The organism is Rothia uropygialis, assembly GCF_004137765.1.
Lineage (GTDB): Bacteria > Actinomycetota > Actinomycetes > Actinomycetales > Micrococcaceae > Rothia.
In genome coordinates this window covers 1-22520 of the sequence record NZ_NOIS01000001.1, presented here as the reverse complement: position 1 = coordinate 22520, position 22520 = coordinate 1, and the positions used below count along the sequence as shown (strand labels likewise).

19 protein-coding genes, 1 tRNA gene and 1 other RNA gene are annotated in these 22520 nt (G+C 61.0%); 14 read left to right on the top strand and 7 right to left on the bottom strand.

Annotation, left to right across the window (positions count from 1 at the left end):
• Nucleotides 1-5: 5 nt before the first annotated feature.
• On the bottom strand, nucleotides 6-647 hold the full coding sequence (locus tag EWV35_RS00105) for a CPBP family glutamic-type intramembrane protease (protein WP_129657069.1): 642 nt from the start codon (nucleotides 645-647) through the stop codon (nucleotides 6-8).
• A 70-nt stretch (nucleotides 648-717) separates the two neighbouring features.
• Between EWV35_RS00105 and EWV35_RS00100 the strand changes: the two genes are divergently transcribed.
• Nucleotides 718-2178, top strand: coding sequence for a tryptophan-rich sensory protein (locus tag EWV35_RS00100; RefSeq protein WP_129657067.1), 1461 nt, complete (start codon nucleotides 718-720; stop codon nucleotides 2176-2178).
• A 75-nt stretch (nucleotides 2179-2253) separates the two neighbouring features.
• Here the strand turns inward: EWV35_RS00100 and EWV35_RS00095 are convergent, their stop codons facing one another.
• Nucleotides 2254-2484 (bottom strand): hypothetical protein, encoded by a 231-nt coding sequence (locus EWV35_RS00095; protein WP_129657065.1) that lies wholly within the window; start codon nucleotides 2482-2484, stop codon nucleotides 2254-2256.
• Nucleotides 2485-2597: 113 nt separating this feature from the next.
• Nucleotides 2598-3056 carry a ribose-5-phosphate isomerase gene (locus tag EWV35_RS00090; protein ID WP_129657063.1) on the bottom strand — a complete coding sequence of 153 codons (459 nt, stop codon included), beginning with the start codon at nucleotides 3054-3056 and terminating at the stop codon, nucleotides 2598-2600.
• Nucleotides 3057-3242: 186 nt separating this feature from the next.
• Here EWV35_RS00090 and EWV35_RS00085 point away from each other — a divergent pair, with 186 nt between their 5' ends.
• Nucleotides 3243-3692: an acyl-CoA thioesterase gene (locus tag EWV35_RS00085; protein WP_129657061.1), complete on the top strand. Its 450-nt coding sequence runs from the start codon at nucleotides 3243-3245 to the stop codon at nucleotides 3690-3692.
• 122 nt (nucleotides 3693-3814) lie between these two features.
• The gene (locus EWV35_RS00080; protein ID WP_129657059.1) at nucleotides 3815-5458 is read left to right on the top strand and encodes a long-chain-fatty-acid--CoA ligase; all 1644 of its coding nucleotides are present in this window, start codon (nucleotides 3815-3817) and stop codon (nucleotides 5456-5458) included.
• Nucleotides 5459-5695: 237 nt separating this feature from the next.
• On the opposite strand, the gene brnQ is transcribed toward EWV35_RS00080, so the two are convergent.
• Nucleotides 5696-7084, bottom strand: coding sequence for a branched-chain amino acid transport system II carrier protein (brnQ, locus tag EWV35_RS00075; RefSeq protein WP_129657057.1), 1389 nt, complete (start codon nucleotides 7082-7084; stop codon nucleotides 5696-5698).
• 221 nt (nucleotides 7085-7305) lie between these two features.
• On the opposite strand from brnQ, the gene EWV35_RS00070 reads away from it, so the two are divergent.
• Complete coding sequence (locus tag EWV35_RS00070) at nucleotides 7306-8052, top strand: SDR family oxidoreductase (RefSeq protein ID WP_129657055.1); 747 nt, start codon at nucleotides 7306-7308, stop codon at nucleotides 8050-8052.
• Between the two features lie 200 nt (nucleotides 8053-8252).
• Here EWV35_RS00070 and EWV35_RS00065 read toward each other — a convergent pair whose 3' ends face one another.
• A complete protein-coding gene (locus tag EWV35_RS00065) occupies nucleotides 8253-9833 on the bottom strand; it encodes a helicase HerA-like domain-containing protein (protein WP_129657053.1) in 1581 nt (526 codons plus the stop codon).
• Between the two features lie 219 nt (nucleotides 9834-10052).
• On the opposite strand from EWV35_RS00065, the gene EWV35_RS00060 reads away from it, so the two are divergent.
• From EWV35_RS00060 to EWV35_RS00050, 3 genes are all read left to right on the top strand, one after another.
• A complete protein-coding gene (locus tag EWV35_RS00060) occupies nucleotides 10053-10238 on the top strand; it encodes a hypothetical protein (RefSeq protein ID WP_129657051.1) in 186 nt (61 codons plus the stop codon).
• 122 nt (nucleotides 10239-10360) lie between these two features.
• On the top strand, nucleotides 10361-10798 hold the full coding sequence (locus EWV35_RS00055) for a VOC family protein (RefSeq protein WP_129657049.1): 438 nt from the start codon (nucleotides 10361-10363) through the stop codon (nucleotides 10796-10798).
• Nucleotides 10799-10928: 130 nt separating this feature from the next.
• Nucleotides 10929-12275: an MFS transporter gene (locus tag EWV35_RS00050; RefSeq protein WP_129657047.1), complete on the top strand. Its 1347-nt coding sequence runs from the start codon at nucleotides 10929-10931 to the stop codon at nucleotides 12273-12275.
• A 389-nt stretch (nucleotides 12276-12664) separates the two neighbouring features.
• Here EWV35_RS00050 and EWV35_RS00045 read toward each other — a convergent pair whose 3' ends face one another.
• Nucleotides 12665-13213 (bottom strand): GNAT family N-acetyltransferase, encoded by a 549-nt coding sequence (locus EWV35_RS00045; protein ID WP_129657045.1) that lies wholly within the window; start codon nucleotides 13211-13213, stop codon nucleotides 12665-12667.
• A 340-nt stretch (nucleotides 13214-13553) separates the two neighbouring features.
• Between EWV35_RS00045 and EWV35_RS00040 the strand changes: the two genes are divergently transcribed.
• Nucleotides 13554-13739, top strand: a complete 186-nt coding sequence (locus EWV35_RS00040; RefSeq protein WP_129657043.1) for an N-acetyltransferase — start codon at nucleotides 13554-13556, stop codon at nucleotides 13737-13739.
• 68 nt (nucleotides 13740-13807) lie between these two features.
• Here the strand turns inward: EWV35_RS00040 and EWV35_RS00035 are convergent.
• Nucleotides 13808-13895 (bottom strand) — tRNA-Ser (locus EWV35_RS00035).
• 157 nt (nucleotides 13896-14052) lie between these two features.
• Between EWV35_RS00035 and ffs the strand changes: the two genes are divergently transcribed.
• The 6 genes from ffs to EWV35_RS00005 all read left to right on the top strand — a co-directional run bounded on the left by ffs (nucleotide 14053) and on the right by EWV35_RS00005 (nucleotide 22180).
• Nucleotides 14053-14149, top strand: an RNA gene (gene ffs, locus EWV35_RS00030) — signal recognition particle sRNA small type.
• 128 nt (nucleotides 14150-14277) lie between these two features.
• On the top strand, nucleotides 14278-17454 hold the full coding sequence (locus EWV35_RS00025; protein WP_129657041.1) for a DNA polymerase III subunit gamma and tau: 3177 nt from the start codon (nucleotides 14278-14280) through the stop codon (nucleotides 17452-17454).
• 84 nt (nucleotides 17455-17538) lie between these two features.
• Nucleotides 17539-18330, top strand: coding sequence for a recombination mediator RecR (recR, locus tag EWV35_RS00020; protein ID WP_394342422.1), 792 nt, complete (start codon nucleotides 17539-17541; stop codon nucleotides 18328-18330).
• A gap of 227 nt (nucleotides 18331-18557) precedes the next feature.
• On the top strand, nucleotides 18558-19853 hold the full coding sequence (locus tag EWV35_RS00015) for an aspartate kinase (RefSeq protein WP_129657039.1): 1296 nt from the start codon (nucleotides 18558-18560) through the stop codon (nucleotides 19851-19853).
• A 3-nt stretch (nucleotides 19854-19856) separates the two neighbouring features.
• Nucleotides 19857-20819 (top strand): 3-methyladenine DNA glycosylase, encoded by a 963-nt coding sequence (locus EWV35_RS00010; protein ID WP_394342421.1) that lies wholly within the window; start codon nucleotides 19857-19859, stop codon nucleotides 20817-20819.
• Between the two features lie 188 nt (nucleotides 20820-21007).
• Complete coding sequence (locus tag EWV35_RS00005; protein ID WP_129657037.1) at nucleotides 21008-22180, top strand: polysaccharide deacetylase family protein; 1173 nt, start codon at nucleotides 21008-21010, stop codon at nucleotides 22178-22180.
• Nucleotides 22181-22520 lie beyond the last annotated feature (340 nt).

Sequence of the window (22520 nt, the reverse complement as noted above, 5' to 3'; positions counted from 1 at the left end):
GCTCACTAGGCCATGAGCGGAGGCAGGACGACCAGCATGCCCAGGCTCCAGACCAGGTGCAGGGCTATGGGCGAGAACAAGCGACGCGTCGAGCGGGCCTCGAAGTACGTCGCCCCGCCGATAATCACCGCGGCGAATACCAGGAGGGGCACGCCCATCGCGATCGTCACCGCGGTGTAGAGACCGACGGAGCAGACGGCGACGAGGCTCGGGCGCCCCGTGATATTGCGCGGGACCACATCCCTGAAAAAAAGCTCTTCTGCAACACCGTTGACGGCCGTTGTCAGGACCGTCAGCCATAACGCACCTTGCCGAACGTTCTCGAGGAGGGAAATGACTGGATCGGCCAAAACCGGGAATGGCCGGATCATCAGTGCTCCGAGGGCAAAGATTGCCAAGAAAATGAGACCTAGGGCTGCGCCTCGGGCAATGTCTCGGCCCGAGGCGGTTCGGGAGAAACTCTCTCGGCTGCGTCCTTCGAAGCACCAAGCCAGAACGTAAACCGCCGCGGTGAAGAAGGTTGCGACGTAGAAGAGCACCGATCCTTTGCCCGCAGTGGACGCAGTCAGGAGTCCACCAGCGCCCACAAGGGCAGGAACCAGGACGACGAGCGCTCGTGGAATCACCGATACGGATGCAGTGGGCATATACCTCAGTATTCCACGGCTGGCTAGGAGAAACAGTTTAGACTCAGGGTGAACCACGAAAGGAGAGCATATGACTGTCGAACAGCATGGGACCCGACTCGGTCTGGTCACGGGCGCGACGGGATATGTCGGAAGCAATGTCGTGACAGAGCTACTGGACCGGGGATGGGCAGTTAGGACTCTTTCCCGAAGCCGGGACAAAGCGTTGTCCATGCCTTGGGGCGAACGGATTGTGCCTGAGGGCACGAGCGCCCGGGCGGGGCAGGTGGAAGTCGTGGAGGGCGATGCATCTGCGGCCGAAGACGTGAAACGCGCTCTCTCCGGTGCGCACACGGCCTGGTACCTCCTGCATTCGATGTCCTCCGGCGATGACTTCATGCGTGATGAGAAGCAGATGGCCGAGACCTTCGGTGCCGCGGCCCGCGCGGCGGGCATCCGACGGCTCGTCTTCCTCGGAGGCCTGCATCCCGATGACAAGGAGCTCTCGGAGCATTTGGCTTCTCGCGTGGCAGTGGGCGAGGTTCTCATAGATTCGGGTGTACCGACGGCGGCTTTGCAAGCAGGAGTCGTTCTGGGCGCGCAGTCCTCGTCATTCCAGATGCTTCGTCATCTGTCGGAACGTCTGCCCGGGGCAATAGGTCCATCATGGATTCAGCACGAGATCACCCCGATCTCCGTCAGGGATGCGGTGTTCTATTTGGCAAGCGCTGCCGATCTGCCCGAAGACGTGAACCGGACCTTTGACATAGGCGGACCGGACACTTTGCCGTATATCGACATGATGAAGCGCTACGCCAGAACCTGGGGCAAGATCCCGCGTGTCGTGATCACCGCCCCCGTAACCACTCCCCAGCTCGCCTCGTATTGGATCTCCTTGGTCACGCCGGTCGATCGGTCTTTGATCAGTCCGTTGATCTCGAGCCTTCTGCACGACACGGTCCTGGAGGAGCGCGACCTCGAGGCGATGGTCGGCAGGCCGCCCGGAGGGAACCAGTCTTTCGAAGAGGCAGTTCATGATGCTCTCGACCGTCCCCGAACTCGCCGGTGGACCAAGGTTTTCACGGGGGTTTCCCTGGCAGTCGGCGCGTGCGCCGTCCTCGGCTCGACCCTCACCGACCCGAAGAATTCTTGGTACCAGAGTCTGGAGTTGCCTTCGTGGCAGCCGCCGGCTGCGCTTTTCCCTTGGGCCTGGAGCGCCTTGTACGTGGATATTGCGGCAATCAGCGCGTTGGCCATTGCGGACCTCCTGGAGAACGACGATCGGCGCGGGGCCCGGCGGCATGCGGCGGCGTTGGGTGTAAATCTTGCGCTCAATGCCGGCTGGCCCGGAATGTTCTTTCGGAGCAAGAAGCCCGCGCTCTCGACCGTGTGGGCTGCCGCCCTCACGGCAAGCTCGATCGACATGGTGCGGCGCGCACACCGCTCGTCTCCCGAACGGGGCGTCCTCCTGGCCCCTTATGCGGCGTGGTCAGGTTTTGCCACGGTCCTGAACGGAGCGATTGCCCGACGGAACCGGCCGAATAAGCGCTAAGTGCGGCAACGGGCCCCTGGCGTTGGCCAGGGGCCCGTTGCAGTTGTTCCTGACGACTGCACGCCGGCTGGGGCGTTACTGTTCCGAAGTACGGTGTTGATCACGGTGGAACAGTGTGCCTCGCTCGAGAATCAGGGTCCAGATCACTATGACCGCCCATATTCCGGCGACCCATGGGGCGAAGAAAGAAAATTTCGGGACCAGAACCGTCGAGCCGATAATGATCACTGCCGCTGCCGCACTCGTGGCCAGCAACAGGACAAGTACGAGTTGTTTATGGCCTCTTTGATACTCTGACTGATTCATGTCCAACTCCCCTGAGAGATATGGCGTATTCACTAGTCACCATACACTTCTATGTGTCGTGCAACACAGGAGTCCTTCTTGTGCGAGTATTTTCCAACCCGCCCCAGAGGGATCTAGTCGCCCTCGTAGGCACAGATCGCGTCGACTTTTGCCGCCGAGGAGGAATTCGGGTCGAATTCCAACCCCAACCATTCTTTGACGAGGGTGCGAGCCAGCTCGAGCCCGACGACGCGCTCCCCCATGCACAGAACCTGAGCGTTATTGGACAGCACGGACCTCTGAACCGAGTAGATGTCGTGGGCCGTGACGGCACGGATCCCCTTGACCTTATTGGCGGAAATTGCGACGCCGAGGCCGGTTCCGCAAATGAGCAAGGCCCGATCCGCCTCGCCCGCAACAATCTTCTCCCCGGCCGCGGTGGCCACGTTGGGGTAGTACGTCTCGTCTTCCGTGCCGGTCACACCGACGTCGATCACTTCGTCGACCCGCTCGTCGGCCTCGAGATCGGCTTTGAGAGCCTCTTTGTAGTTGAATCCTGCGTTGTCGCCACCGACGACGATTTTCAGACCCATGGTGTTCTCCTTTCGTTACCGGGCATAACCCGCGTTCCCTCATGATTATTTCTACAGGTTCGCTCGCGGATGCGCGCTGGACGAGCTTGTCGAATAATCCACCATACCGAGGACGATGACGCCGCAAGGAGTTTGCGCACCCAGACTGGCTAGTATCGATGAGGCAATAAACCGGAAGGACCCCCGATGACCGAATACCCCGCTTTCGCCCGACCTCTCGAAATCCGTTGGTCCGATCAAGACCTCATGGGGCACGTGAATAATGCGCGCGTGCTGACCCTTATCGAGGAAGCCCGCGTCATGTGGCTGCGATCCCTCAACGGATGGGACCGCGACGTCAACCCCACCGTCGTCGTCCGCACCGAGATCAATTACCGGCGCCCGGTCCATTACGGGCCTGAACTCGTGATCGAACTCGGCATCGGTCACGTGGGCAGCACCTCCTACACCGTGACGTTCCGCGGGATCCAGGAGGACGCAGTGGTCTTCGACGGACTGAACATCTTGGTTGGCGTGGATCCTGAGAACCTCGCCCCACGCATACTCAGCGGCCAAGAGCGAGAACTTCTCGGTAGATACGGAACTTTTGACCCCGAGAACCCGACCGACCTCTCGGTGGCTCCGGTGAGCCACTGACGGAAGAGGCCGATGCAGCGACGGCCAACCGAGCCAATTGTGTCCTGGGTCACTGAAGCGTAGGGTTTTGCTACGGAAACCAGGCGGCAATGATGCCCACGACAACAGTGACGAGGACCCCCATGCTCGAAGGACTCCCTGCCACCACAGGCGACGATTATCCCCTCAACATGATTTCGCTCTTGCGCTATGCCGCAACCACCTTCCCCGAGAATGAGGTGGTGTACCGGGACTTGAACGGATCGTGGAACAGAACGAATTACCGTCGTGAATTCGCTCGAGTCGGCAAGATGGCCGGAGCACTCTCACGTGTGGGCATCGGCCCTGGAGACATGGTCGGGGTGCTCGACTGGAATTCCCAGCGTCATTTCGAGCTCTACTTCGCGGTTCCCGGGTTGGCCGCCACCATGCTGCAGCTCAATCTGCGTCTCGCCACCGAGGACCTGGGGTACGTAATCGAGCACTCGGGCGCGTCCTGGGTCTGTGTTGACGAGTCGCTCTTGCCCGTCGCCGAGGCCCACCGCGATGCCCCCGGCGTCAAGGGGTGGATCGTCATGTCGGACCGGCCCAGCGATCAGGTGGAAACCACGTTGCCCAACCCGGTTTTCCTGGAAGATCTGATGAGGGATGAACCGGAAGACTACCCCTTTGAATGGATCGCGGAGCAAACGGCCGCTTACGCCGGGTACACGACCGGTACCACGGGCCGACCCAAAGGCATCCTCTATTCGCATCGGTCCATGTATCTGCACTCGCTTGCCGTGGTTTCTTCCCACGCGGTCGACTACAACGCGACCGTAATGCTGGTGACACCCATGTTCCACGTGATGTGCTGGGGTTTCCCTCAGGCCGCGGTCGCGGCTGCGGCCAAGATCGTTCTTCCGGGACGTTGGCAGGCCCAGGACATTGCCGTTCTCGCGCAGGCCCTCAACGATGAGAACGTCACACTCGCCAACGGCGCCCCGTCGATCCTCACCCCGATGCTGGAGTACTACCGTTCGCTGCCTGAGGCCCCGGATCTGACTGGTCTGAGCATAGTGTGCGGCGCGAGCGAGCCTCCCCTGTCACTGATGCAAGGTTTCAAGGAACTGACCGGCGGGGAGATCATCCACGCCTACGGAGCTTCCGAAACCTCGCCGTTGGTCACGACCAACGGGGACCTGCCGCCGGCCCTCTCCGACCTGTCCGACGAGGACGGATGGGACATCAGGCGTTATCAGGGTGTGCCGATGCTGGGCGTCGAGATCAAGATCGAGGCCCTCGACGGTCAGCCCCAGCCGCACGACGGAGAATCGGCCGGGGAGCTGTTGATCCGGGGGCCTTGGATTGCGACGTCGTACTACAACCGCCCGGATTCGGCGGACAACTTCGAGGACGGTTGGTGGCGTTCTGGAGACGTCGGTGTCATCAACGAAAACGGGTATCTCAAGTTGACCGACCGACTCAAAGACGTGATCAAGTCAGGTGGCGAATGGATTTCTTCCATCGATATGGAGAATTCGATTCTGGACAATCCGAGGGTCGCGGAAGCCGCGGTGATCGGAGTTCCTGACCCCAAGTGGCAGGAGCGACCCGTGGCTTACGTGGTTCCCAAGGAGGGACAGACCGTCACGGAAGACAGCGTCATCGATCTGTTGTCCCAGAGGTTCGCCAAGTGGCAGCTGCCGGAACAAGTCATCGTTTCCTCACAGCTTCCCCGCACGTCGGTGGGCAAGCTCAACAAGCGCCAGATGCGCGCGGATTACACGTCCGCCCAAGCCAACTAAGGCTTTTCTGCCCTGACTCCGAGTTCTTTAAGACTTGTTCCACAGCTGGAGCACAGTCTCGAACTCTAGAGTCGAAAGTACCTCAAAGGTGCGAGTGATTGACGGAGAGCGGCCCCCGGATTTGTTCCGGGGGCCGCTCTTCTTAATCGTTGAGACCCGATCACCGGAGGGCCCATCGAGTGCCGTCGGCGACGATGCGGCCACGGCACGATGAAGCTGCGCGGTACCCGCTCTGAACTACGAGATGGCTCCGGTACGTACCTCGGCGTCGGCGACGGATTCGCCGCCCAGCGGCACACCCTTCTTCGCCCCACCGGTCAGATCCACTATCACGCCGACAATCGCCGCCACGAAGGTCGGCACGAACCAGCCGAGGTCCTGCGAGTGTCCTGGGGACCACCCGATCAGCGGCGAGATGATCGAGGCGCCCACATTGAGGGATTCCAAGGTCATGAGTGCAGCCCAGATGCTGGCGATGGTCAGTGCGAAGACGAACGTCCACTGGAGACGGCGCCGGATCAACGGCTCGATCAAGGTCAACAGGATCAAAGTGATGGCCGGAGGGTACAAGAACCCAACGATCGGGGCGGCAATTGCCAAGACCGTCTCGATCCCGGTGGTCGATACTGCAAAAGAGATGAGGCAGAAGATGACGAGCCAAACCCGGTAGGACACGCTGGGAACGAGCTTGTTGAAGAATTCGGAGGTTGCCCCCAGAAGGCCGACCGCCGTCGACAAGCACGCGAGCACCACGATCAGCCCGAAAACGATCCCTCCCGGCATCCCCATGGTCTGGTTGGCCGCAGCGGCAAGAAGCGCGGCACCGTCGGAATATTCTGCTCCATGAGGAATGAAATTACCGATGTATCCGAGACCCAAATAGATCACCGCAAGGAAGATGCCGGCCACGATCGCGGAGAGTCCGACACCGCGCACCAACTTTGGGCCGGTCGGCAAGCCTTTGTACCGCAGAGCGGAGACCACGAGAATGCCGAACGCAAGGGCTGCAATCGAGTCCATGGTCAGATACCCATTGACGAAGCCTGTGGCCGCGGGATGTGACGCGTAGTCGTCCACGGCGGATCCGGTCTGGTGATCGATCGTGAAAATACCCAGGACGATCAACAGGACCAGCAGGAGCAACAGCGCCGGGGTGAGGTACTTGCCGAGTTTGTCCGCCAAACCGTTGGGATTCAGTGACATCAGGAACGCGACGATGAAGAACGCCGCGGAGAATCCAGCGGCGGCCCACGTGGAATGCCATCCGAATATCGGAGTTGCCGCCGAAGAGAAGCTTACGGTCGCGGTCCTGGGCAAGGCGTAGAACGCCCCGATGGACAGATACGCCAGAATCGGGAAGACCAACCCGAAGATTCGTCCTCCTCGTCGCGCGAGGTCCTGGACGTCATTGCCGGTGATGGCCACGGCGAGCACCGCGAGCACGGGGAGCAAGACCCCCGTACTGATGAATCCCAGGATTGCGGGCAAGAAGTTCTCTCCGGATTCGACCCCCGTGATGGGAGGAATAATGAGGTTACCTGCCCCGAAAAACATGGAGAAAAGCATCATCGCTGCGATGACGATGACGACCCCGTTCCGGCTCTTGTGCGGCGCTTTCTGTGCCATGTGCGGCGTGGTTCCTTTGTGCGATCGATTGGTCGGTCAGGGAAGGCGTGTCCGCCTTCGGGCTCAGGTGTCAGGTTACTCTGTGTTGCCTCGAATCCTCGAGGCGGCCCTCGGCCCGTCTCACGTCTTGAATTCGAACACCGGCACGGTGCATCGGCTTCCGAAACAAGGTCCGGACTAGGCTAAAAGTTGATTCATCTCGGAAAAGGGAGGAAGAGGTCATGACCCGGATCGCAGTAGCAGGAGCCACGGGATCCATCGGACGGCTCATCGTGGAAGCAGCCGAGGACAATGGTGTGGGCGTTGTCCCACTGAGCCGGTCCCACGGCGTCGATCTGCTGTCGGCAGGGGGACTCGAAGGGAAGCTCGATGGGGTCACCGCGGTGATTGACGCGTCTCAAGTAGGGGACCCGACGACGCAGGACCCGGTAACCCCCGTCCTGACTGCAGCACGGAATCTGATCGAGGCATGCCGGTCCACTGGCGTGGGGCGCCTCGTGATGCTGTCGATCAATGGCGTTCAGGATGACGGACTGCGACAGTTTCCGTTCTACGACGCCCGCGCCCGGCAGGAAAAGGCTGTCGTTGAATCCGGTCTGGTGCACACGATCGTGAGAAGCTCCCAGTGGTTCGAATTCGCGCTCAATCCGGCGGCCGTTGTCGAGGAGGAAGACGCGGTGATGGCCCAAAACTGGTACATCCAGCCCGCGGCGGCTCGCAGTGTGGCCCGATACTTGGTCCGAGCGGCACTCGGAGAACATGGCGACGGCGTGGTCACGGTCTGCGGTCCTGACACGCTTCGCCTCCCTGAGCTCACGGAAGCCGTACTGCGTCACCGTGGTGACAACCGACCGGTGAAGGTTGAGGAACCACCGCTTCCAGGCTTGGGAGACGGGAAGCTGCTGGCCCCGGCAGGCTCGGACCTTCTCGCGCCAGCCCTCGACGAATGGCTTGCAGAGCAGCGATAGCGCTGCTTGCGGGCCCGTTCTGAGGTCTCTGGCAGAGTTTTGCCTGCCTGCGACAAGGCTCTTAGCAGTTCACGTTCAGTTCGGATCCCTATATTAGGGACTACCTTATAGGTGCGAGTGATTGACGAGAAACGGCCCCCGGTTTCAAAACCGGGGGCCGTTTTTCGTGCGCTAGAGGCGGCGCCATCCTTAAGAGTGCCCTAGCCGAACAGCCCGCCTCCGCGGCGCCTGCCGCCTCGGCGCGAGGTCCCGAACAGCCCCCGAACGAGCTCGCGCCCGACCTGGGAAGCAACATTCGTGCCGACCCGCATGATGGCGTCGTTGCGTTTGCGACGATCGCGGTCCTCGTCCTGCTGTGGCTCTTTCGTGGACTGTGCGCGGTCGGACTGATCGGCTTTTCCCGCGTCCGGTTCCTTCTCCTGCAGCTCCGCCGATTGGTCCTTCTCATTGAGTTTCTCGAAGGCGGAATAGGAGTCGACGACCGTGGAGTACTTGGGGGCGAGCTCGCTGTTGTGCACCACGTCATCCATTTTTTCCGGTGAGGCGGGCGCCATTCGCGACTGCGGCGCGTACATACGCGTCCACGCGACGGGCGAAGGCGCTCCCGTATCGGTCATGACCGTCACGATCGCCTCACCGATTCCTGCAGAAGTCAGCAGCGACTCGAGATCGTAGGCAGACTTGGGGAAAGTCGAGACCGTTGCTTTGAGTGCCTTGGCATCTTCCGGAGTGAATGCGCGCAACGCATGCTGAACCCTGTTGGCCAGCTGCCCCAGGACGTCTCCCGGAACGTCCTTCGGCGTCTGTGTGATGAAGAAAAGGCCGACGCCTTTGGAGCGGATGAGCCGCACGGTCTGAGTGATGGATTCGAGGAACGCCTTGGAGGCTCCGTTGAACAGCAGATGGGCCTCATCGAGAAAGAACACGAGCTTCGGTTTGTCGACGTCGCCTACTTCCGGCAGGTGTTCGAAGAGGTCCGCCAGCAACCACATGAGGAACGTGGAGAAAAGCTGAGGCTTGGATTGCAGGTTGACCAATTCGAGCGCCGAGATGATCCCTCGGCCGTCCTGAGCCGTGCGGAGCAGCTCTTCCGTATCGAATTGAGGTTCGCCGAAGAACTTGTCCATGCCGTCGGACTCAAGGCCCACGATCTTCCGGAGGATCACGCCTGCCGTTGCCTTGGATAATCCTCCCAGCTCTCCGAGGGCCTGCTTTCCCTCGTCAGAGGTCAGGAATTGAATCACTGCCCGGAGGTCGGCAAGGTTGTATAGCTCGAGTTCGTGTTGGTCCGCGTAATGAAAGATCAGCTGAAGGCTGGATTCCTGGGTTTCGTTGAGGTCCATCACGCGCGAGAGCAGGATCGGGCCGAAGGAATGGATCGTGGAACGAATCGGGATTCCCTTGCCGACTCCGCCGAGGGAGTAGAACTCCGTGGGGTAAGACTGTGCTTCCCATTGCTGCCCGATAGCCGAGCTCCGGCTCTTCAGCTTTTCACTGGACTCGCCAGGCTCCGCCAGACCTGACAGATCACCTTTGACGTCGGCCAAGAAGACTGGGACACCATTCGCAGAGAGTTGCTCGGCCATCGACTGAAGTGTTTTGGTCTTTCCGGTGCCGGTCGCCCCTGCCACCAGCCCGTGGCGGTTCATCATGGAAAGGGGAAGGTCCACCGGAATATCCGGTTGCGGTCCGGCGTCGCTCATCGCCACACCGAGGCTTATCGTTTCTCCTGGGAATCTATATCCGTTCACGATTTTTTCGAGCTGTTCGTCATTGGCCATGTCACATACGTTACCCATTCAGCGGCCCGCCGGAGCGTCTCCGGAGAAATTGTGGATATCCAATTCGATACTCCCCCATTCAATCCTGCACTGATTGCTGACGAGGCGCATCGCGAGTTCCCCGGAAGATAGGCTGGCTCCGTGGGCGTGCGAGATCGCTCCCTCGTCCGTAGCTTCGGGTCTTCAGCAGTCCACCCCGACCACCGTCAGGAGATAGCCGTGAAAAACATGTCCGACGTATTCCTCGTGTGCCTCTGCGTATTCGGCATAGCGCTCGTCGCGGAGCTCATCATGTCCTATATCGGCGGCATCAGCCCGTGGATCCTCGTGGTCGTCGTCCTCCTCTCCGTTCCTGCATCCGTCCTGCTGGTGAGGTGGAGAAACCGACGCGACGGCCCGAGGTGACGTACGCCTTTTGCGAGGTTTGTGGGTGGCGGCTCTTCCCGTGCGCGCATCCGGTGCATAGCGTGAGCGCATCAGCCCGGTCCGATGGCAGGGCCGGCCCGCAAGAATGACGAGGAGCTCCCATGTCCCTGACCCTGAATCCCTATTTGACGTTCTCCGGTGACGCCCGTGCGGCCCTGAACTTCTATCACGAAGCCCTCGGCGGCGAACTGACGATCGCCACCTTCGCGGACTTCGAGGCCCCAGTCCCCCAGGATGCCGCCGACCTGGTCATGCACGGCCAATTGGTGACCCGAAACGGAATCACCATTCTCGCCTCGGATGGAGGGATCATGGACCAGGTGGCCCCTGGCTTGGGTAACCCGCAGGTCGAAGTGACGCTCCTGGGCAGCGCCTCGGAAGACGAGAATGCCGCTCGAGGCTGGTTCGAAGGCCTTTCCCAGGACGGAGAAGTCACGATGCCCCTGGAAAAAGCCCCCTGGGGTGACGTATTCGGGTCCTTCACGGATCAATTCGGCATTCGTTGGATGATCAATCTGGAAGCACCCGAGGGACAGTAGCTCGACACGGTCAAGGTTCGGGCGAAGTCGGCGTCGGCCCCGATATGTCCGCAGGTCATGCAGCATTTTACTTAAGGTACGATTGACAAAAACTCGTGGGCCCAGGTGCCCCTGGCCTTGAAAGTACGCCATGACCGCTGTCACCTCAGTCACTGCCTCCCGTGCCGAACGGCTCGACCATTTGCCGTTGTCGCAAAAGCACCTGCGCCTGCTTGGCGGATCAGGAATCGGTTGGGCTCTCGACGCCATGGACGTCGGGCTCATTTCCTTCATCATGGCCGCACTCGCGACGCATTGGGGGTTGAGCGCCACGGAGACGTCGTGGCTGGGTTCCATCGGATTTGTCGGCATGGCGCTCGGGGCCGCACTCGGGGGCCTGCTGGCCGACAAATTCGGCAGACGCAAGGTCTTCGCCCTGACACTGTTGGTCTACGGCCTGGCCACAGGGGCATCAGCCCTTTCGGCCGGATTGGGCATGTTATTGGCCTTGCGATTTGTCGTGGGTTTGGGTCTTGGCGCCGAGTTGCCGGTCGCCTCGACGCTCGTATCCGAATTCTCCCCGCGCTCGATCCGCGGCCGGATGGTCGTGATTCTCGAGGCTTTTTGGGCCATCGGCTGGATTGCCGCGGCGTTGATCGGAACATTCGTCGTCACGACGTCGCCCGACGGATGGAGGTGGGCCCTCGCCCTAGGATGCATCCCGGCGCTCTATGCATTGGCGGTTCGCTTCGGATTCCCCGAGTCCGTGCGATTTTTGGAATCCAGGGGCCGACACCAAGAGGCCGAGAGAATCGTCCGTTCTTTTGAGACAGCGTCAGGACAGGACCGGCACTCGGATCCGGAGCACTCCCCTCAACCGGTCAGGAGCACAAAAACGGGCAAGTCCTCAGGAGCGGAGTCGATCTGGTCACCACGCCTGCGTCGGAGAACCCTGGCCTTCTGGGTTATTTGGTTCTGCATCAACCTGTCCTATTACGGAGCCTTCATTTGGATTCCGTCGCTTCTCCACGCCCAGGGATTCACACTGGTCAAGTCTTTCAGTTTCACGCTGATCATGACCCTCGCCCAGATCCCCGGCTATGCGTTGTCGGCGTTCCTGATCGAGAGATGGGGTCGGCGCTCAACCCTTTCAACTTTCCTGATGGGATCCGCGGGCGCCGCGGCCCTCTTCGGCGTCTCGACCAGCGACTGGTCCATCATCCTCACGGGATGCCTCCTATCCTTCTTCAATCTGGGGGCATGGGGCGCCTTGTATGCCATCGGTCCTGAGCTGTACCCCACGGCCATCCGCGGCACAGGGACCGGAGCCGCTGCGGGATTCGGACGCATCGCTTCCATCATTGCTCCACTCATCGCTCCCCCGATCCTCCTCTTCGGTGGACCCCTGGCCCTCTTCGGGGTCTTCGCGTCCGCCTTCCTGGCCGCCGCGGTCGCCGCGCTCGTCCTCCCCGAGCTGAGGGGTCGGGCCCTGGAGTGAACCTTCGTATTCCGGACAGCGAAGGGGGGCGGCGTCGGGCCAAGATATACGACGCAGCCCCACCCGGCCTCCGCGAAAGTCGGCTTCGTTGCTCGACATTGAGACGAATGCCGGAAGGGAATTGGAGGGACACCTCCCCGGAGGCCTCCCCGGCTTGTGGCCGAAGATGAAAGGGCCGGCGCAATGCCGCCGCGTCGCGTGTGGCCCGAGCTGTTGTCAATGCACGACGTGTCTTCAGAGGATACCGGCCCCCGGGTACGTCCGTAACCAGGCCTTCCGACGGTGGCATACTGATCGTCCGGGGCTATTCAAGTGGCCCAGGCCCAAGTGGGGCGACAGCTCCGGGCCGATCACCCCTCGTCGAACAATCGCGACACCGGTGATTAAAATCACTTCAAATTTTTGCTTCGGTGTGAGTATTTCTCGTAGTCTGACAGTCCCAAGGAGTACGTGCACTCGCTGACCCGCCGGCCATCTTGGCTCATGGCGATAGACTCCAGGTGCATGCCTATGCGCTCGCACAGTGAACGGGATGCCGAGTTCGCCTCGTCGGCAACGGCGATGACGTGATCGAGCCCCCACCGCTGGCGCGCTTCGGCCAGGACACCACCAACCGCCTCGGTCGCATATCCCTGTGACCCGAAATCTGGGTTGAACACGAATCCGAGCTCAGCCTCCCGGGGATCCTTCCCACGGACCAGACCGACCTCGCCCACGACGACGGCTGGACTCCGCAGTTCGACCAAAAGGACCAGTTCATCTCCCGACTCCATAAAATCGGCGGATGAATACACCGCAATCTCCCTTCGCGTTTTCTGGCGCGTCCAGATTCCCCCGCGAAGGTACCGTGCCACATCGGGTCGAGAGCGGTAAGACAGCACGTCTTCAACGTCTTCCGTGCGAGGCAGCCGCAACCTGAGCCGGGAAGTTTCAATCATGGTCCGACTATAGGTCGGGCAGCAAAACCACAAAATTGCTGCATGACCATTACCGTGTGCCCCGCGATCGTGCGAGATGCACCCGGAATAGCCCAAGTGCATATCGGATCTTGGCGGGAAACCTATCGTGGGTTGATGCCCAATGAAATCCTCGATGCCCCGGATCTGCCGGATCGTCGTCTTGAGATGTGGAAAGCCTCTCTCATGGAGGATCGATGGCGCGAGGACAGGATTTCGGTCGCCGAGCTCGAAGGCCGCATCGCAGGCGTAGCGATGGCGGGTGCCGAGAGACAACGACCCCAGCAGCGACGCTGTTCTCCGTGTCCTTTACACATACAACGTGGTACATGGAGCCGTGACGAGGATCGACGAAGAAACCTCGTTGTGGGTGGCGGACCCGAACCCGCGGGCTCAAGCCTTCTACACCAAGCATGGTTTCATGGCCGACGGAACACGGGTATTCGACGAGAGGTTCCACATCAGCGAGATCAGGGTGATCAGGCCACCACAGTCCATGACCCCCTGAACAGTGTCGAGATCCGGAACGCAAAAGCCCCTGAGCTTCTGACGAATCAAAAAGCCCAGGGGCTTGGCTGGCGGAGGATGGGGGATTTGAACCCCCGAGGGCGTGAACCCAACACGCGTTCCAGGCGTGCGCCATAGGCCGCTAGGCGAATCCTCCATGTGTTGCTCGATCCCGGTGATACCGGAACCTCACGAAAGCGAACGGATTCGAGCTTACACAAGCGGGACCGACAGTGACAACTCGCGTGAATCAAAGGTGGCGCAGAACACGATTCGTCGGTGTGACAGGTGAACGGCGGCTGAGCTAAGCTATCGGAAGCCCCTCGCGTGGCGTCATCTTGAAAAACTCCCCCAGGACCGGAAGGTAGCAAGGGTATTCGGGCTCTGACGGGTGCGCGAGGGGTCTTCAACGTTAAAGCCCTATGACCCCGGCATATCCCGTCTCGCTCAAGGGTTGCCGCAGCGTACGTCGAGCGGTTCTGTCCACAGGTCCTGCCCCACTGCTTAAACTGTCAGTCGGAACCAGTAGGGTTTCCTATGTGAGCACAGCCCTGTACCGCCGTTATCGACCCGAGACGTTCGAAGATGTCATCGGGCAAGAGCACGTGACCAACCCCCTCATGACAGCGTTGCAGAAGAATCGCGTGAATCACGCTTATCTCTTCTCCGGCCCGCGCGGATGCGGAAAAACCACCTCCGCGCGGATCCTCGCCCGCTGCCTCAACTGCGCCGAAGGTCCTACCGCACATCCGTGTGGCCAATGCGCGTCCTGCATCGAACTCGCTCGTGATGGCGCGGGGTCGCTGGACGTCATCGAGATGGATGCCGCATCGCACGGCGGCGTCGACCACGCGCGCGACCTTCGCGAGCGCGCAACGTTCGCTCCTGTTCGAGATCGCTACAAGATCTTCATCATCGACGAGGCCCACATGGTCACTCGAGAGGGTTTCAACGCTCTGCTCAAGATCGTCGAAGAGCCCCCCGAGCACATCAAATTCATCTTTGCGACCACCGAACCGAATAAGGTCCTCGGAACCATTCGGTCACGCACGCACCACTACCCGTTCCGCCTGGTGGCTCCCGAAGTCCTGCGGGGCTATCTCAACCACCTGTGCGACAAGGAAAGCATCCAGGTCGAACAAGGGGTTTTGCCCTTAGTCGTGCGAGCCGGTGGCGGTTCCGTCCGGGATTCGCTGTCGGTACTCGATCAGCTCATGGCCGGAGCTTCCGAAGGCGGAATCACATACGACCTCGCCGTCGCCCTTCTCGGTTTCACACACGCCGAATTGCTCGACGGGGTCGTGGATGCATTTGCGGCCGGAGACTCCCCCGCCGTATTCCATGCCGTGGACCGCGTTGTTCAGACCGGCCAGGATCCACGTCGTTTCGTCGAAGACCTCCTCGAGCGTTTCCGGGACCTGATCATCGTCAAAGCCGTTCCCGAATCCGCGGCACAGATTTTGCACGGTATGCCCGAGGATCAGATCGATCGGATGCGCGGACAGGCCACTCAGTTGGGCGCGTCGGAGCTGTCCCGGGCGGCCGATATAGCCAATACCGCTCTGACGGAAATGACCGGGGCCACCAGCCCTCAGCTGCACCTCGAACTTCTCTGCGCCAGAATCCTCCTGCCTACTGCGGACGACACGTCACGTGGCGTCAACGCGCGAGTGGATCGACTTGAGCGTCGCATCAACTTCGGTTCCGTCGGGGCCGTGCAGGCGCCGCTGCAATCGGACCCGGCGGCGGCCACCACACCGGAAACCCCGGCCCAACACATTGCCGCCGAGACTGACAGCCACGGCCCGGAGCCCACCGAAGAAGTCCCTGCACCCGGCGCGAGCGCACGCGAAGCGGCCCTGTCTTTGGCTCGCAAGAACCGCGAGCCCGCAACGGACGAAGCGGAATTGTCGGCCGAGCAAACCGTGAAAGAGCCTCTGGAAGACCACGCCGAGGCCGCTAATGGGCCGCAGCCGCTTCCGAACGAAGAGGCCGAGCAAGCCCCGCCCGCCTCGGCAGACCGAGAGCAGTCCGCAGCCGCCCCAGCGCAGGAGACTTCCGCTCTCGACTCAGGCCAGGTGAACATGATCGAACGTTCCTGGGCCGACGTCGTGGCCGCAGTCGGAAAGTACTCCAAGGTCGGCCAGGCCACTTTCCGTGAATGCCGGCCAACACGCTTCGAAAACGGCGTACTGTATGTGACCTCGAGCGGGCCAGGTATTCAGAGCCGTGTCGAACGCTTTGCCTCCGCGCTGAGCGGTGCGCTCAAAGACACCTTGGGCGTTGAATGCACCGTTGCACTCGACGACGGTCGCCCCGGAGGCGGGCCCGGTCGTGGCAGTTCCGAGCCCAACGGCAGCGGTCCCAGCAGCCAAGGCTCGTCCGCCAGGGACCGGAATTCCCACGTTGCTCAAGGTCGGCCCCCTGAGAATACGCCAGTCCAGAACGCGCAGACTGCCGTGACCGAGGCGGACGACTGGCCTGGAGAAGAAACATGGAATCAAGCCGCCCGTCAGGCGCAGTCGAAGGATCAGCCCGCCCCTGAGGCCACCGACTCCTCGCTTTCGTCGCCGGGAATCGCACAATCCGCGTCAACCGGGGCCGGCGGTCCTGGCCCGATCATCCCGGAAGGCAGTCGAGGCGGGGAAGAAGCCTGGCAGAAACACGGCATTCCGCGCTCCCCCGATGAAGATTCCGATGAGCCTGAATGGTCCGAGGACTCCTCGGGCGAGTCCTTTACCGGCTGGAAAGTCGCTCCGATACCCAGCGACGACGCCCCTCGGCCCGATGGTGGCAGACGAGAGGGATCGGCTTCGGAGACTGCTGGCTCGGCGGGCCCGGAACCCACGGAATCTTCGACCGCCCCGGCGGGGAATTCTTCTGCTCACCTGCACGTTGTCAAAGAAGACGAGCACACAAACCACGATGGTCAGCCTTCTGAGGACACAGACTCTTTGGGCACGCAGTCGTCCGGGGACAGCGAAGCCATCGCCGCCCCCGTGGAGGCGGGGCCCCAGGGTTCTGAGGCGATCGGCGACGACTCCACTGAGGCCGAAGCGCGCGGGGGACACCCCTCGGCACGGGCGACAGAAGAACGTCTGTCGTCGCACGACTGGTCCGTAGCCGCACGCCAAGCCGGGGCTCCCGGAAAAGCTGTCGACGGCAGGGAGTGCGGTTGGCGTTATTCGGGCCCCGAGTCGGAGGAAAGCGCCAGCGAACATCCCTCCAAGTGGGGGCAGCGTATGCCGCATCTCACCGAAGTCGACGGCGGCGCACCGGAGCGCGAGACCCAAACGACTGCGGCCACGAACCAGAATCCCCCTGTCCCGGGCGGAGAGAAATCACGTCATCTGCACGCCGTGCGGGATGATGAAGAGGCTCAGCCGGGCAGGTCTCAAGGCCCGGCCTCGAGCCATGCTGAGCAGAACGGCTCAGGCAACGCACCCGGGGAGCAGTCCGCACCGTTCCGAGAACGGCACGCGGATGCTATTGAGGCGGGATCCGCCAGCCCGTCGGAACCCGCAATGGTCCGTGGCAGAAACGGCAACGTCCCCGTCGATCCGAACGCCCCAGAGCCTCCGGACGACGAATGGGACGACTTCGTTCCATCGCCTCACGATGAAGACATCGAGGATTCCTCAGTCTTCGGACAGGCAGCGATCGAGACCATCCTGGGTGGCCGTGTGCTCGAAGAACGGCCGAATCACCGGGGGTAATTCCCCTGGTCAACAACACATTGGGTGGGTCGTGGAGACCCTCCGGAAGAGCGAGGATTCTTGTACCAAGGAGCAGTTCAGGACTTGATCGACGAACTTGGGCGCCTGCCCGGCGTCGGGCCCAAGTCCGCTCAGCGCATCGCCTTTTACATCCTCAATTCGCCCGCGGACGAGATGGAGAAACTTTCCGCAGCCATCACCACTGTCAAGGCCAAAGTTTCCTTCTGCGAAATCTGCGGCAACATCTCCGAGACACCGAAATGCTCGATCTGTCGGGACGCCCGTCGCGATTCGTCGCTCATTTGCGTTGTCGAAGAGCCTAAGGATGTTTCCGCCATTGAACGAACTGGCAGCTTCACCGGTCGCTATCACGTCCTGGGAGGCTCGATTAACCCCATGCAGGGCATCGGGCCGGAGCGACTGCGCATTCGCGAACTCGTGACACGGTTGGCCGACGAGGAGGTCCAGGAGATCATTCTGGCCATGGACCCCAACCTCGAAGGCGAGGCCACGGCGACCTACCTTTCTCGCATGCTCACGCCCATCGGCATCACCGTGTCCAGGCTCGCATCCGGCCTCCCCGTCGGTGGTGACCTCGAATACGCCGACGAGATCACGCTCGGTCGCGCTATGGAAGGCCGCAGAATACTTACCGCGGGCCAGCGTCAAACCGCATCGCCCGAAACTCCGGAGACGGAGGATTCTCCTTCGGGAAACGCCACCGAGGAAACCGCCGTGACCAGCGACGAGCCCGTCGACGAACCGCCGAAGACCAACGAGGGAAAAATCGAGGCCCCCGCGGAACAAGCAGACCCCAACCGTCGGTATCCCACGCCACGGCGAGGAGAGAAGTTCGCCAACCCTTGGGCCGACTGAAATCGCTTCAGGAACCGGCTCAAAGGTGACCCGCGACGCGTATGTGACGTGACGACGTACTCAATCGCGCCTTGATGTGTCACATAGTGGAATACCCGACTCATTTGAGCGTGGGACCACGGCACCGGATAGTCTGATAGACGGCCCGAGTTCCCCGCTTCCGGTTGCGCCCGGCCATAACGCCAGACCTTAACTTTTGTCAGACTCCTATCACCAAGGGAGACACCATGAGCCTTATCGTTCAGAAATTCGGCGGTTCGTCTGTTTCAGACGCCGAAGGTGTCAAACGGGTCGCCCAACGCGTAGTCGAAACCAAAAACCGAGGCAACGACGTCGTCGTCGTGGTCTCCGCCATGGGCGACACGACCGATGATCTTCTCGACCTCGCCAACGAAGTTTCGTCCAGGCCTGGCCCCAGCCGCGAACTGGACATGCTCCTCACCGCCGGCGAACGCATTTCCATGGCCGTGCTGGCCATGGCCGTCCACGAGCTCGGGGCTCCAGCCCAGTCGTTCACCGGCTCTCAAGCCGGAATCATCACCGACGGCGTCCACGGATCGGCCCGCCTCGTCGAAGTCCACCCGGACCGAATCCGGGACTCCCTCGAGGAGGGAAACATCGCCATCGTCGCCGGGTTCCAAGGCATGAACCGCCAGACACGGGACATCACAACCTTGGGGCGCGGAGGCTCGGACACCACTGCCGTCGCCCTCGCATCCGCCCTCGGGGCCGACTATTGCGAGATCTACTCGGATGTCGACGGAGTCTTCACCGCGGATCCACGAATTGTATCGACCGCGCATAAGCTCAACGGGGTCTCCAGCGAAGAGATGCTCGAAATGGCCGCCAACGGAGCCAAAATCCTTCACCTGCGTTGCGTCGAGTACGCTCGCCGATTCAAAATAAAACTGCACGTCCGCTCCTCGTTCAGCGACCTAGAAGGCACGTGGGTCATACCCACCGAATCGGATGCAGACGCCCCCGACCTGACTAAGGAGATCCCCTTGGAACAGCCCCTCATCTCCGGTGTGGCCCATGATCGAACCCAGGCGAAGGTCACCGTCGTCGACGTCCCAGACGTGCCCGGTTACGCCGCCAAGATCTTCGGTTCCCTCAACGACGCCAAGATCAACCTGGACATGATCGTGCAGAACGTCTCGACACGTTCCGAAGCTCGCACCGACATTTCTTTCACCCTCCCCCAGGATCAGGGCGATACCGCAATCGAAGTTCTCAAGGGCGTCCAGGCCGAGATCGGGTTCGCAGACATCGAATACAACGACGCGATCGGCAAGCTCTCCCTCGTGGGAGCTGGGATGAAGTCCAACCCCGGCGTCTCGTTCCATTTCTTCGATGCCCTCTCCAGGGCCGGCGTGAACATCGACATGATCTCGACCTCAGAGATCCGCATCTCGGTGATCACCCGAGCGGACCTGCTCGACGACGCCGTGCGCGCCGTCCACACCGCGTTCGACCTCGATGCCGACGGCGAGGCCACGGTGTACGGAGGCACCGGCCGCTAACCGGTGAGTTTCACGTCTTCCACCACAACGCATCCCGGCCCTGTCCACCTGACGGGGCCGGTTTGGCGCGACCTCGCCGAGGAGCACCGGGAACGCGCCGCGATCTACACCGAGCCGTTCCTCGAACGACGTCATCACGGCCGGAAACACCCCGTGGAAGATTTCCTCTTCACGTACTACACGCTCAAGCCGGGCCAGCTGGCTCGCTGGCATCCCGGCCCTTGGGTCATACTCCTTGACGCCGCCGACCGTCTTGATTGGAAGTTCTACCGCCGCCCCAGTATCACAGAACTGCAAAAAACAGGGCTCTCCCCGGAAGAAGCGCGGATCCAGCGTCCGACGGCGGCGACGGTCGACGTCGAGGCATTCTTGGAAGCTCGCTCCGCGGCGGTTGAATTCACTCAGGAAATTCTCTCCCGTACGGTAGCCAAACCCGGAAATTTCGGATGCTTCGGCATGCATGAATGGGCCATGGCCTATCGCTCAGAAGAAAACGATATCCGCCACGAGTACCTGAATCTTCGCCTGGGCGCGGACGGCACCGATTCCGTGGTGGAAACCCATCGCATCCACTGCACCCACTTCGACGCATTTCGGTTTTTCCAGCCGCAAGCCGTACCACGCAATGAAATCCAGCCGACACGCGCGCAACAGCGATCCCTGGAACAGCCGGGGTGCCTGCACGCCAACATGGACGTGTACAAGTGGGCTTACAAACTGCTCCCCCTCGTGGACTCCGCTCTCCTCATGGATTGCTTCGACCTCGCCTGGCAGGTCCGTGAAATGGACATGAGAGCAGCACCCTACGATCTGAAATCATGGGGGTACGAGCCCATTCCGGTTGAAACCGCACGAGGAAAGAAACAATATGCGACACTCCAGAGAGAGTTCGCTGAGCGCTCAATAATCCTGCGACGGCGACTCATGTCGACCCTGGAGCGCGCAGACTCCTCGTCGCTGTCCTGAGACCACGGACCCCGTCAGCTGCGGGGATCAGTGGCGCCGATTCCCGTCCGTCTGTCATAACCCGGTGGCCACCCCGGATTCGATCGACTCGGCATGCCCCGGGACACCTTCGGTCAAAATCTTCACTTCCTGTGAAAACCTGGTGATGCTTCCGTCAATCCCCTCAAAACGCGCATCTGGAGCTCCTCGTGAAGATCACCCGCCGGACCGCAATTATTTCTTCATCGACTCTGGTAGGGACTGCCTTGCTCAACGCCTGCAGCTCCCAGGGCACCGAGCCTGCGACCGACTCCTCCACACCATCGACCCCCGCGTCGACTTCCCCTTCGGCCACACCGACCGAACGCAAAGTCACGTGGAAGGACAACACCGAGGTTTCGCACTTGTTCTTCCACTCGCTGGTCGTGGATCCGAAACGAGCATTTGACGGCGACGATGAGGCAAACGGCTACCTGGATTACATGGTCACGGTCAATGAATTCAGGAAGATCATCCAACAGGTCTACGACCGCAATTACGTCCTGGTCAGTCCGCACCAGCTTTACGGGGCCCGTCCCGGTGGCGAAGTAGAACTCAAACCCTTGGACCTTCCGGAAGACAAAAAACCTCTGGTCCTGTCCTTCGATGATCTCTCCTACTACGAATACATGGACGGCGACGGATTCGCTGACCGACTGATCGTTCAGGGCGGGAAAGTCCTCAACGAATACCGTGATGCTGACGGGAACAAAAAGGTCGGCGCCTACGATCATCTGCCGATCGTCGAGGAATTCCTCGAAGAACACCCCGACTTCTCTCACGACGGTGCGAAGGGCGTCATCGCGATCACCGGTTACAACGGTGTACTCGGTTACCGGACCTCTGATATCTCCTACAAAGACGAGAACAAGAACATAGAAAGGGACAAGAAGATCGCGAAATCGGTCGCGGATGCCATCAAAAAAAACGGTTGGGAATTCGCAAGCCACTCATGGGGGCACATCAACTTCACCAAATCTCCTCTGTCGCACATCCAGGAGGACAACGAGAAGTGGCAAGCCGAGGTCGCACCGCTCGTAGGCAAAACCGATATGCTCGTCTACCCCTTTGGAGCAGACATTTGCGGCATCGAGGAATACGGTAACGACAAGTTCCAGTACCTCAAAGGCCAAGGATTCAATTCTTACTTCAACGTCGATGCTTCCGTCCCGGCGTGGGGCCAGGCCGGACCGAATTATCTCCGCGAGGCCCGGATCAATGTGGACGGGATTTCGCTCAAGCACGCAGTCAAGGGAACATCCGATACGCTGCGCGAGTTCTTCGACCCGAATTCCGTCATCGATCCCGCACGCCCGAAGTCAATCTCCGGAACCTCCAGCTGACATGAGCAGCTAACCAAATGACTGCTGCCGTTTGTCCTTGGCGGACCCAGAGTGTGCGCCCCAAGCGGGGCACGCGGAGAATACCGTCAGAGGCATCGGTAAGAATGGTCTCGAAAGCGCTGAAACAGACGGGCAATCGGCTCTAGACACGGTGGAACGGACTAGGATCCGCCGCTGTATTTGTTCCCTGCCGGTATCGGGGTCACGCCGATGACGGCTTTCTGAGATGAGCCGGTGCGATCAGCGGGGCTGGGAGCGCCGGCTCTTGGCGTATGAGTCGATCTGTTGTTCCGCATCATCGTAGGCGGCCAGGACATCTTCGAGCTCCACATCGGCGGGA